The 11,499-nt window shown below is 70.0% G+C and carries 12 protein-coding genes; 7 read left to right on the plus strand and 5 right to left on the minus strand.

Annotation, left to right across the window (positions count from 1 at the left end):
- The first annotated feature begins 127 nt into the window (after positions 1-127).
- The 3 genes from VFW66_10290 to VFW66_10300 are packed head-to-tail and all read left to right on the plus strand — an operon-like array spanning position 128 to position 2,405.
- The gene (locus tag VFW66_10290) at positions 128-772 is read left to right on the plus strand and encodes a MerR family transcriptional regulator (GenBank protein HEX5387079.1); all 645 of its coding nucleotides are present in this window, start codon (positions 128-130) and stop codon (positions 770-772) included.
- Positions 773-793: 21 nt separating this feature from the next.
- Positions 794-1,363 (plus strand): LemA family protein, encoded by a 570-nt coding sequence (locus VFW66_10295; protein ID HEX5387080.1) that lies wholly within the window; start codon positions 794-796, stop codon positions 1,361-1,363.
- 19 nt (positions 1,364-1,382) lie between these two features.
- Positions 1,383-2,405 (plus strand): M48 family metallopeptidase, encoded by a 1,023-nt coding sequence (locus tag VFW66_10300; GenBank protein ID HEX5387081.1) that lies wholly within the window; start codon positions 1,383-1,385, stop codon positions 2,403-2,405.
- A 22-nt stretch (positions 2,406-2,427) separates the two neighbouring features.
- On the opposite strand, the gene VFW66_10305 is transcribed toward VFW66_10300, so the two are convergent.
- The 3 genes from VFW66_10305 to VFW66_10315 all read right to left on the minus strand — a co-directional run bounded on the left by VFW66_10305 (position 2,428) and on the right by VFW66_10315 (position 5,311).
- Positions 2,428-3,492 carry an HD domain-containing phosphohydrolase gene (locus VFW66_10305; protein ID HEX5387082.1) on the minus strand — a complete coding sequence of 355 codons (1,065 nt, stop codon included), beginning with the start codon at positions 3,490-3,492 and terminating at the stop codon, positions 2,428-2,430.
- Between the two features lie 84 nt (positions 3,493-3,576).
- Positions 3,577-4,419, minus strand: a complete 843-nt coding sequence (locus VFW66_10310; GenBank protein ID HEX5387083.1) for an MqnA/MqnD/SBP family protein — start codon at positions 4,417-4,419, stop codon at positions 3,577-3,579.
- Between the two features lie 10 nt (positions 4,420-4,429).
- Positions 4,430-5,311 carry a zinc ribbon domain-containing protein gene (locus VFW66_10315; protein ID HEX5387084.1) on the minus strand — a complete coding sequence of 294 codons (882 nt, stop codon included), beginning with the start codon at positions 5,309-5,311 and terminating at the stop codon, positions 4,430-4,432.
- 110 nt (positions 5,312-5,421) lie between these two features.
- Between VFW66_10315 and glnA the strand changes: the two genes are divergently transcribed.
- Positions 5,422-6,807 carry a type I glutamate--ammonia ligase gene (gene glnA, locus VFW66_10320; protein HEX5387085.1) on the plus strand — a complete coding sequence of 462 codons (1,386 nt, stop codon included), beginning with the start codon at positions 5,422-5,424 and terminating at the stop codon, positions 6,805-6,807.
- Here the strand turns inward: glnA and VFW66_10325 are convergent, their stop codons facing one another.
- A complete protein-coding gene (locus tag VFW66_10325; protein ID HEX5387086.1) occupies positions 6,808-7,575 on the minus strand; it encodes a DUF3108 domain-containing protein in 768 nt (255 codons plus the stop codon). It abuts the gene before it with no gap.
- A 22-nt stretch (positions 7,576-7,597) separates the two neighbouring features.
- On the opposite strand from VFW66_10325, the gene VFW66_10330 reads away from it, so the two are divergent.
- Together VFW66_10330 and VFW66_10335 are read left to right on the plus strand one after the other, a co-directional pair.
- Positions 7,598-8,422 carry a TIGR01458 family HAD-type hydrolase gene (locus VFW66_10330; GenBank protein HEX5387087.1) on the plus strand — a complete coding sequence of 275 codons (825 nt, stop codon included), beginning with the start codon at positions 7,598-7,600 and terminating at the stop codon, positions 8,420-8,422.
- On the plus strand, positions 8,419-10,053 hold the full coding sequence (locus tag VFW66_10335) for a hypothetical protein (GenBank protein ID HEX5387088.1): 1,635 nt from the start codon (positions 8,419-8,421) through the stop codon (positions 10,051-10,053). The genes VFW66_10330 and VFW66_10335 overlap by 4 nt, the downstream gene beginning before the upstream one ends.
- 12 nt (positions 10,054-10,065) lie before the next feature.
- Here VFW66_10335 and VFW66_10340 read toward each other — a convergent pair whose 3' ends face one another.
- The gene (locus VFW66_10340; protein HEX5387089.1) at positions 10,066-10,425 is read right to left on the minus strand and encodes a hypothetical protein; all 360 of its coding nucleotides are present in this window, start codon (positions 10,423-10,425) and stop codon (positions 10,066-10,068) included.
- Positions 10,426-10,634: 209 nt separating this feature from the next.
- On the opposite strand from VFW66_10340, the gene VFW66_10345 reads away from it, so the two are divergent.
- Positions 10,635-11,499, plus strand: an 865-nt coding sequence (locus tag VFW66_10345) for a hypothetical protein (protein ID HEX5387090.1), incomplete at its 3' end; no start/stop codon positions are given.

Raw genomic sequence — 11,499 nt, forward strand, 5'->3', positions numbered from 1 at the left:
AGCGCGGGCGCGGTGCGCGCCCCTTGCCCGCCGTGTCACCCGCGGCGATACTAGACGCTGGATGCCCCCTGCATCCGCATCCCATTCGACAAGAGGAGAGGCCCGGCGTGTTCTCTCCGCATAGCGCATGACCGCGGTGCTCTCGAGCCCGCCGGCGGCCGATCCGCTCGTCCTGCTGCGCGAGTACCGCGGGCTCGCGCCGTGGGGGCTCAGGGACCTCTCGGCGCTGGCTGGGGGCATTCTCGACGCCTCGGCCATCGTGCCGGTGAGCGCGGTGGCGCGCGCGCATCCGACGGAGCGCACCATCCGGTTTTACGTCGCGCGCGGGCTCGTGAGCCCGCCCGAAGGACGAGGCACGGCGGCGACGTATGGCTACCGCCACCTCTTGCAGGTGCTCGCCATCAAGCTCCGGCAGATGGAGGGCGCCACGCTCGACGTGATCGTGCGCGAGCTGGCCGGACTCACCGGCGACGCCGTCGAGCGCCGGGTCGCGGCGGCTCTTGGCCCGGGGCTGCCGCGGCCGGCGCAGCTTCCACTGGCCCGCGGACCCGGCACCGCGCGCGGACGGGTGGGCCGCGCGCTGCACAGTTGGCTCGCGCCTCCCGGGGGCGAGCCGGTGCCGCAGTCGAGCACGTGTCGCCGCATTCCGGTGGCGCCCGGGGTCGAAGTGCTGGTCGACGAGCGGCATCCCGCGCTCCGCCTGCCCGAAGGTGAAGCGGCGCTCGCCGCCGGCATCCGCGCCGCGCTCATCGATTTCCTCCCGCCCGAATAGTCCGCCAACCGGGGGAGCCTCATGGCCACCATCGTGCTGCTTGTCATCCTCGCGCTGATCGCGCTCTGGGCCATCACGACCTACAACTCGCTCGTCGCGCTCAAGAACCGGGTGGCGAACGCGTGGAAGCAGATCGACGTCCAGCTCAAGCGGCGCCACGACCTGATCCCAAACCTGGTGAACACGGTGAAGGGCGCCATGGACTTCGAGCGCTCGACGCTCGAGGCGGTGATCTCGGCCCGCAACAAGGCGGTCGCGGCGACGGGAGTGCCGGCCACGGCCCGGGCGGAGGGGGAGCTGACGCAGGCGCTTGGGCGGTTGTTCGCGCTGTCGGAGAACTATCCCGAGCTCAAGTCGAACACGAACGTCATGCAGCTGCAGGAGGAGCTGACCAGCACCGAGAACCGGATCGGCTTTGCGCGGCAGCTCTACAACGACACGGCGACGGCATACAACACCCGCCAGATGCAGTTCCCCGCCAATCTGCTCGCCGGGCTCGCGCAGGCGACGCCCGCGGAGTTGTGGGAGATCGAGGACGCCGGGGAGCGCGCGCTGCCGACGGTCGATCTCTCGATCAAACCGCCAAGCTGAGCGACCGGGTCGCGCGTCATTGAGCGATAGCGATCTCTTCGCGCAACAGGAATCCAATCGCCGGCGCTCGACCTGGCTCGTGGTCGGGTTCGTGGTGTTTTTCGCGTGGGTCGGGTTCGGCGGCGACATTGCGTTCGGCCTGCTCACGGCCCATGCACCGCGCGGCGCCTATCACCACGTCGTCCCCTTCATCGGCATCATCACAACGCTCGTCGCCGGCGGCATCGCGTGGTCGGCGTGGCGCTCGGGGGCGCAGCGGATCCTCTGGTCCACCGGGGCCTGGGAAATCATCAATCCGGCCACGCCCGAGCAGCAGAAGCTGGTCAACGTGGTCGAAGAGATGGCCATCGCTGCCGGCGTGCCGCGGCCGCGCATCTGGATCGTGCCGGACGACGATCCCAACGCGTTCGCCACCGGGCGCGACCCGGAGCACGCCAGCATCGCCGTCACGCAGGGGCTGCTCGACACGCTCAGCCGGGACGAGCTGCAGGGCGTCGTGGCGCACGAGATGGCGCACGTGCAGAATCTCGACACGCGCCTGATGACACTCCTTGCCGCGATGGTGGGGGCGATCGCGCTGCTCTCGGACGGCATGGGGAGGATGGTGCGTGGGGGAGTGAGGGTCGGAGGGGGTGGCAGGGGCGGCAGAGGCGGTAAAGGCGGTGGGGGGCTTGGGCTCATTATTCTGGTGCTGTGGCTGCTCACGCTGGTGGTGGCGCCGGTGCTCTCGCGGCTGCTGGCGATGACGGTGAGCCGGAAGCGAGAGTACCTGGCGGACGCGACGGGCGCGCAGTTTACCCGGAATCCTGGCGCGCTCGCGTCGGCACTGGAAAAGCTGTCGGTGGCGGCGGCGCCGACCCGCACCATCACGCAGGGAGCGGCGCACCTATGCATCGTCGATGCGGCCGGGAACGCATTCACCAACCACGAAGGCTTCGCCGGCGACCTCTTCGCCTCGCACCCGCCGATCGCGCAGCGCATCATCCGGCTGCGCGGGATGGCCTACCAGCAGGCCAAGCAGTCCCAGCAGAGCATGGCCTGACCCGGGCGCACGCCGGCCGCGCTCAGGTCGGCTCGTCCTCAAGAAACACGAGCGCCATCCGCCGCGTCACCGCCGCCTCGAGCGCGCTGTGCACCGCCGGATCGAGGACGCTGCCTACGAGGTCGCGCATCCGGGCGATGGCGGTGCCCGGGTCCATCTTCTCCTGATACGGTCTGGCGGTGGTGAGCGCGTCGTAGATCTCCACCGTGCCGATGATGCGCGCGCCGGTGGGGATTGCCCCCCCCGCGAGTCGATCGGGATAGCCGCTGCCGTCCCAGCGCTCGTGATGGCTCCGGACGAAGCCGATGACGTGTTGCAGGTGGACCAGCGGCGCCAAGATCTGCGAGCCGACGACGACGTGCTGCTTCACGTGGTCGTACTCCTCGTCGGTGAGCGGCCCCTGCTTGCCCAGAATGCTCTCCCGGATTCCGATCTTGCCGATGTCGTGCAGGCGGCCGCCGGTGCGGACCGCCTCGACCTCCTCGTCGGAGCAGCCCATTTCCGCGGCGACCGTGGCCGAGAGATCGGCGACACGGGCCGAGTGTCCGCGGAGGTACGGGTCCTTGGCCTCGAGCGCGTTCACCAGCGCCTCGAGCGTCGCGAGCGAGATGCGCTCCAGGCTGGCCCGCTCCTGCCGGAGCTCGACACTGCGCGCGGCCACTTCATCGCGGAGCAGGCGCGTGGTCTGCTGGCCTTCGAGGAGCTCCTGCCGCCGCTGGAGCGCGCGCTGGATGGCGCGGCCGAGCGGCACGAGGTCGATCGGCTTGGTGAGATAGTCCATCGCGCCCCGCTGCATGCAGAGCGCGGCGCTGGTGGCGTCGTTCTCGGCGGAGAGCATGAGCAGGGCGAGCGCCGGCTCGAGCTCGAGCACGCGCGGCACGAGATCGATGCCGCTCACGCCGGCCAGGTGCACGTCGAGCAGCATGCCCGTGACCTTGCGGCGGCGCAGGAATTCGAGCGCCTCGTCGCCCGTGGCGGCGGAGAGGGATTCGTAGCCCTGGCGCTGGAGAAACCGGGACAGCGTCGCGCGCACCGCGGGCTCGTCGTCCACGACCATGATGGTGACCGGGCCATCGGGCAGGGGCACCGTTGCGCTCCTCGAACGTGAATTGGGAGGGGATCGAGAAGTTACCCGTCCCGCGCGGACGGGGTCAATCAGTGATGCGGCGACTCAGTCGAGGAAATCGACGGCGACTCGTTCGGGGATGAGCGCAGCGGCGTGCGCGCGGTCGAGGAGCAACTGCACCGCGCGCCGGCCGCGGGGGCCGTAGTCCAGCGTCCACTCGTTGACATACATGCCGACGAACGTGTCCGCGCGCTCATCGGTGAGCCCGCGGCTGAATTGCTTGGCGTGCGCCAGCGCCGGCGCCCGATGCTCGAGCCCGTAGCGGATGCTCGCCCGCAGGTCTCGCGCGATCTGGCGGGAGATATCGGGCCCCAAGTCGCGCCGCACCACGTTGCCGCCGAGCGGAAGCGGCAGGCCGGTGTCGTCGAGCCACCAGGCGCCGAGGTCGGCCCAGAGATGGAGGCCATTATCGGCGTAGGTGAGCTGTCCTTCGTGGATGAGGAGGCCGACCTCCGCCTCGCCCGCATGAACGGCATCCTCGATCCGGTCGAAGGGCAGCACGACAGGGTCGAACTCGGGCTGGTAGAGCTGCAGCGCGAGATACGCGGTGGTGAGCTTGCCGGGGATCGCGATGCGCCTGCCGCGGAGCGCCGCGCGCGGATCGGCGGGCGGTGCCAGGCGCGCTACGAGTCGCGGTCCATAGCCATCGCCCATCGACGCACCGCTCCCGAGCAACGCGTACGTCCGCGCGAGATACGCGTACGCGTGGATCGAGACCGCCGACACCTCCAGCTCGCCGCGCAACGCCCGCCGGTTGAGCGTCTCGATATCCGCCAGCTCGTGCACGTAGCGAAGGCTTCGGGTCTCGAGCTTGCCTTCCGCGAGCGCGTAGAACATGAAGGCGTCGTCGGAATCGGGGCTGTGGGCAACGTGGATGACGAGGGGCATGGGACCGCCCTTACCGCCCATTCACCGCCTCCTGCCTGAACGCCTCAATCGCCGGCTTGTGGTCCGCGTACTCGGGCCGCCCCGCCTTCATCTCTGGCGCGTAGTGCTCCTTGAATCCCTTCAGTGCTGCATCGCGTGCCCGCGCATCTCCCGACAGACCTGCGACGGTGCCGCGGACCATATACCCGAAGAGGTGGCCCGGCTGGGTCGCCAGAATCGTGTCGGCAAGCGCGAGGGCAGCGGGGAAGTCGCCCGCCTGGGTGTAGAGCACGGCCGCATGATAGCGCGCGTCGGTGTTCACGGTGTCGAGTTGGCCGTAGGCGCCGAGCGCCATCGGGGTGAACCGGGTGACGGTGACGGTGTCGCCCTGCTCGGCGGCGCTCATGATCCGGTTGAAGAGCCGGTCAAACCGCTCCCGCGGCGACATGCGGCTGATGTCGGGAGCGGGACCGACGGGCACGCCGGCGGCGCTGCCGCCGGCGGAGCCGTTCTCGGGCGCGCCGCCATTGGCGAACGGTGCAAACGGGGCGGCAGACTGGGAGCCGACGTTGGCCATGTCGGGCGACGGCGCCGGCGCGGTGCCACGCTCCACCTTGAGCACGATGCCGCCGATCGCGAGCGCGATCACCGCACCGGCCGCGAGCCAGATGGCCCGATCGGATCGGCCGGCGCCGGGTCCGGTGCCGCGCACCGGCGGTGCGCCCGCCGCCGGCGCGCCGGCCCAGGCGACCGCGGGCTGCCCGCAGCGGTGACAGAATCGCGCATGGGTCGACAGCTCGGAGCCGCACGCCGTGCACTTGCGCGCCGCGAGCGAGCCGCCACAACTGCTGCAGAAATTTCCGCTCGCGGCGGCGCCACAGGCGGGACAGGTCGGGGACTGCGGTGCGGACATGCGGCTCCGGCGATGCGAGGTGACGAGCGGGCAATGTAACGGCGGCGCGGCTGGCGTGGGAGCCGACGGCGTCCTTACGTTTCTGCGAACTTCATACGAGACGAGGTCGCATGGCGACGGGCACCGAGCCGCGCCCAGCTCGCGAGTCCTTTCCGACCGATCTGGCCGGCGCGGGCAAGCGGGACATCCTGGAGCTGGCCGAGCAGTACGGGGTGGATTTTCTCCGGCTCCAGTTCACCGACATCCTGGGCATCAACAAGAACGTCGAGGTGCCGCGCACCCAGTTCGAGAAGGCGCTCGACGGCGAGATCCTCTTCGACGGCTCGTCGATCGAGGGGTTCGTGCGGATCGAGGAGAGCGACATGCTCCTCACGCCCGACCTCGCGACCTTCCGCATCCTGCCGTACCACGACGAGGGTGGTCGGGTGGCCCGAATCATCTGCGACATCCTCACGCCCGAGCGCGAGCCCTTCGCCGGCTGCCCGCGCACCACGCTGAAGCGACAGATCGAGCGGGCCCGCCGGCTCGGGTTCACGATGATGGCGGGGTGCGAGGCGGAGTTCTTCCTCTTCGAGAAGGCGCCCGACGGCGCGCCCACCACGCTCACGCACGACGCGGGCGCCTACTTCGACCTCACGCCGATGGACCGGGGTGAGGAGCTGCGCCGCCTCATGGTCGAGCAGCTCGAACTCATGGGGTTCGAGGTCGAGGCGGCGCACCACGAGGTCGCGCCGGGCCAGCACGAGATCGACTTCCGCTATGCGGAGGCGCTCACCACGGCCGACAACATCGCCACGTTCCGCTTCGTGGTGCGCGACGTCGCCCACCGCGCCGGCTTTCTCGCCTCGTTCATGCCGAAGCCGATCCAGAACCAGAACGGCAGCGGGATGCACACCCACCAGTCGCTCTTCCGCGGGCCCAAGGAGAACGCGTTCTTCGATCCCGACGCGGAGAACCAGCTCTCCGACGTGGCGCTGCACTACATCGAGGGCCTGCTCCAGCACGCGCGCGGCTACTGCGCCATCACCAACCCGCTCATCAACAGCTACAAGCGGCTGGTGCCCGGGTTCGAGGCGCCGGTGAACGTGGCGTGGTCGATCCGGAACCGCTCGCCGCTCGTGCGCATCCCCGCGCGCCGCGGCATCGGCACCCGCTGCGAGCTGCGCATGCCGGACCCTTCGGCCAATCCCTATCTCGCGCTCGCCGTGCAGCTCGCGGCCGGGCTCGACGGCGTGGAGCAGAAGCTGCCGGCGCGGGAGCCGGTCAACCGTAACATCTTTCGCATGAGCTTCCGCGACCGCCGGAAGTACCGCATCGACGAGCTGCCGCGCGACCTGCACGAGGCGCTCGAGTTCTTCGAGAAGGACGACGTGATCAAGGCGGCGCTCGGCGAGCACCTCACCGAGCGGTTTCTCGAGGCCAAGCGGGAAGAGGTGGCGCAGTACAATCAGCAGGTGAGCCGCTGGGAGATCGAAACCTACCTCGGCCGCTACTGATCAGCGCCGGGCCGACTCCGACCCGGCGCCGGCGCCGACGCCCGCAAGCTGCAGCGTCACGGTGCCGAAGTTGAGCGGCACGCGCGCCTGCGCGGGGAGCCGGCGGGCGTCGTCGGTGAGCCAGAGGTCCGACGCGCCGGCTCGCGTAGTCACGTGGAGTACGAGGCACGTGGGCGTCTCGCCGGTGGGGAGCCGCACCGCCTCGCGGCCGGTGACCTGCACCTGCACCGGGTTGAAACCGGTCCGGAAGTAGCGCGCCCAGGAGTACGTGCGGCCCACCTCGAGCGGTGTCGTCCGAAGGAAGTACAGGAAGGCGACCTCATCGAGCGCGTCGCGCGGGGCGACCCACGCCTCCGGGTTGCCCACCTCCCGATATCGCGCCGAGTCAGGGTAGATCAGAAAACTCTGATCGGTCACCTGGCCCGCCTGGGCGACGCGGCGATGGAATCGGCGCGAGGTGAACTGCTTGGTGCCCACCCATGAGGTTGCCTCGTAGGAGATGCCGAACCCAGGCGGCCCGCCCTCGCCCGACAGCGTGAGAACGAAGGTCTCGGCCCCGCGCTCCCTGGCGAGCCCGGTGACGGCGAGATCGGCGGAGCCGATCGGCAGGTAGCCGATGCTGGCCGTGTAGTGCAGCGTCTCCCCGACCTTGAACGGGTAGGTAACCGTCGGAGGCTGCGCGGCGGGAAGCGAATCATGGATCGCGGGCACGGGCAGTGCGGGCGGCAGCACGCCGATGTGCGCGAGCAACGTGAGCGTGATGAGCATACCGAAAGATAAAGCAGGGTACATGACACTGCCGGCAGGTTATCTCCTCGATCTCGACGGTACGCTCTACAGCGGCGGGGCAGCGGTGCCCGGTGCCCCCGAGACCCTCGCGCGGCTTCGCCAGGCGGGGGTGCCGTTCCGATTCGTCACCAACACGACCAGCCGGCCTCGGGCCGGCCTGGCCGAGCGGCTCAGAGGCTACGGGTTCGAGGCGGGGGAGGAGGAGATCTTTACCCCGGTCACTGCGGCCGCCGAGCTCCTGCGCGGGCGCGGGGTGCGCGTCGTCGCGCCATTTTTGCCGCCCGCCGCTCTCGACGATCTGGATGGGTTCACCCTCGCGGGCGGCCTGGCCCGGCGGGCCGCCGAATCGTCCGCTACCCGGCCCGAGGCGGTCGTCGTAGGCGACCTGGCGGAACGCTGGACCTACGGCCTCATGCAGGAGGCATTCGAGTATCTGCTGCGCGGCGCGATCTTCGTGGCGCTCTCGCGCGACCGATACTGGCTGCGCGACGGCGCGCTGGCGCTCGACGCAGGGCCGTTCGTGGCGGGGCTCGAGTACGCGGCATCGCGCACGGCGCTGGTGGCCGGCAAGCCGAGCGCTGCGTTCTTCGATGAGGCGGTGGCGAGCCTCGGGCTCGACGCGGCGGCGCGGCACGACGTGGTCATGGTGGGCGACGATCTCTGGTCCGACGTGCGCGGCGCCCAGGAAGCGGGCTATCGAGGCTGGATCGTACGCACCGGCAAGTTCCGGGAAGACGTGCTCCGCGAGAGCGGCATCGCGCCGGACCGGGTGATCGCGAGCGTGGCGGCACTCGGCGATGCGCTGCCCGCACGGAGCATGGGATGAGGGGGGCGGCGCGAAATGCGGTAGCGATCGCGGCGCTGGCGCTGGGGCTCGTGAACGTGGCCGCGCCGGGCACCGCGTGGGCGCAGACCGCCGCGTCACCACAGGCACCCGCGTCGGCAGACTCCACCTCCGACACGTCGTCCGTGATCCGCGGCGTCATCATCCGCCGGCTCGGCATCTTCGAGCCGGGCGAGGATGACAGCTGGCTCACGCACGTCGCCAACGCGCTGCACGTCACCACGCGCCGGCGCGTCGTGGAGCGCGAGCTGCTCTTCCACGCGGGCGAGCGGTTCGACGCCGCGCGCGTGGCCGAGACGGAGCGAAATCTTCGTGCGCTCGGCATCTTTCGGCGGGTGCTGGTGGACAGCGTGCGCACGGATTCTGGACTCGTGCTCCGGGTCACGACCAAAGACGGCTGGAGCGCGCGCCCGCAACTCGATTTCTCCAGCGCAGGCAATCAGACGGAGTACACCATCGGTCTCGCGGAGCAGAATCTCTTCGGCAACGCCGCGTATGGCGCGCTCGCGTACTCCGACCAGCCCGACCGCACGACGATCACCGCCCTGTTCCGCCAGCCGCGCCTCATAGCAAACCGGATCTACCTGCAGTTGGGCTATCAGCACCGCTCGGACGGGCGCTCGCTCAGCTTCGGGCTCGGGCAGCCGTTCCTGAGCTATGCCGCGCGCACCGGCGTGCAGCTCGGCGCGGTGGACTTCGATGGCGACGTGCTCCGGTTCGTGAACGGCGGGCGCACGGCGTCGACGGTGCTCCGCCGCCGGTACGCGCTACTCAGGTTCGATGGCGCGCGCGCGCTCAGCGCCTCAACCGGCGGGTTCGTGCGCGTCGGATTCGTGGCGCAGCTCCGGCGCGACGACTTCGTGTCGCGCGACGCGCTCGGGCCCGCGCCGTTTCCTCGGACCATCACGGCGGCGGCGGGCCCGTATCTCTGGCTCAACCGGGCGCACTTTCTCGTGGTGCACAACTACCGGAGCTTCCTTCGCGAGGAGGACGTCGACCTGAGCCCCGCGCTCATCGTCGGTGCGTACGCGGCCCCGCGCGCCTTCGGCTACGCGCGTAACGGCGTGGGCGTGCAAGCAGGCGCGCAGGCGGGGTTGCCGATGCCCGGCGGCTTTGCCCAGGTGGGCGCGTCGGCCACCGGTCTCTATACGGGCGCGGGACTCGACTCGGGAACGGTGCGCGTCACCGGCACCTGGATGGTGCAGCCGGCCCGGCCGCACACGCTCGTGCTCCAGGCGCAGCTAGGCTGGCAGAAGAATCCGCTGCCGGGGGAGGAGTTCGATCTCGGGCTCACCAGCGGGCCGCGCGGCTTCTACGCGCACGCGTTCACCGGCGATCGATTCGTGAACCTCACGGCCGAGTACCGCTGGACCGCCGCGGAGGATCTCTGGGGCGCGCTCGGCGTGGGCCTCGCGGCGTTCGTGGACCACGGGGGCGCGTGGTACGACGGCTCGCCCCGGCGCACGGGGACCGACACCGGATTCGGGCTCAGGCTGGGCCCGAGCCGCACGACCGACGGCGAGGCGGTGCGAATCGATTTCGTGCGGAGGTTCTCTACCGACGTGGAACCCGCCGGGTGGGCGCTCGTGGTGGGAAGCGGGGTGCGGTACTAGCGGATTGTACCGCTAACGAATCTGCGGCGGGCGTCCTTCCACCAGCAGTCCGGCGGCAAGCGCCGCGACCAGGCCGAGCGGAACGATCGAAGCTGTGAGCGCAAGCTTCCGGGTCCAATGGCGGGCGCGTCGCTGGGGTCCGGGGGCGTCAGCGGCCATGTCGGCCCCGGCTCTTCCGTCCCGGAACTCGAGGCACACCTCCGGCACGTTGAGCCGGCGCACCCCCAAGTCGAGCAGCACCATGCCCGGCCGGTTGTCATCGTGACGGCGGCCCTGCGCGATCGGATACCAGCGGTTGTGCTCCACACTCTCGGACAGAATGACGCGGTCAGGCAGGAACCTCGCCTGACGGCGGATCGTCTCAGTTGGCATGGGCCGGGTGCTCCCACAAGAAAGGCCGGGTCGGGGCGGACTGGGGAAGGAACCTACGATAACGCGGGGGCCGCCATGAGGCCAGAGGCTGCCCCTCGCCCCTCTCCGGTATTAGGTTCACTGCGTTCGGCAGTCCTGGCTGGACTGACCATTCGCGGATTCGTTCGATCGGGACCGCTCGTGGGCAGCACCCGTACTTCGGAGCCCGCATGCGTCGCCTGCGCGTCGGCATCCTCGATCTGGTCACCAAGTCCCCCAATCCATCGCTCTACGGCCGAGTCATGAACGCCAACCTGGCGAGCATCATGCCCCAGGTGATCGGCGTGTGGTGCGAGCAGGCCGGCCATGAGGTGCACTTCGTCTGCTACACCGGCGTTGAAAATCTGCTGGCTGAGCTGCCGGCGGACCTCGATCTCGTGTTCGTCGGCGCGTTCACCCAATCGGCGCAACTCTCGTACGCACTGAGCAATCTCTTCCGGCGGCGCGGCGCGGTGACGGCCGTCGGCGGCCCGCACGCGCGGTGCTATCCCGAGGACGCCGCGCTGTACTTCGACTACGTGATGGGCTTCACCGACCGCGCCGCGGTGGACGAGGTGCTGCTCGACTGCGCGCCGCACCGCCCCATCGGCCGCCAGCTCAACGCGGCGCGCCATCCGGCGGAGCTGCCGAGCCTGGCCGAGCGCTGGCAATTCGTGGAGGCGACGCTCGCCAAGGCGCCCACGATCAAGATCGTGCCGTTGATCGGGAGCTTCGGCTGCCCCTACACGTGCAGCTTCTGCCTCGACTCGACGGTCGAGTACCAGCCGCTCGGCTTTCGCGCGCTGCGCGACGACCTCGCCTTCCTGCTCACCAAGCAGCGGAATCCGATCGTCGCCTGGCACGACCCCAACTTCGGGGTGCGCTTCGACGACTACATGGGCGCGATCGAGGACGCGGTGCCGCCGCGGCGGATGCGGCACATCGCCGAGAGCAGTCTTTCGCTCCTCTCGGAGCCGCACCTCGAGCGGCTCAGGAAGAACGGCTTCCAGGCCATCCTGCCGGGCATCGAGTCGTGGTACGATCTGGGCAATAAAT

This window comes from Gemmatimonadales bacterium (assembly GCA_036279355.1).
Taxonomy (GTDB): Bacteria; Gemmatimonadota; Gemmatimonadetes; order Gemmatimonadales; family GWC2-71-9; genus DASQPE01.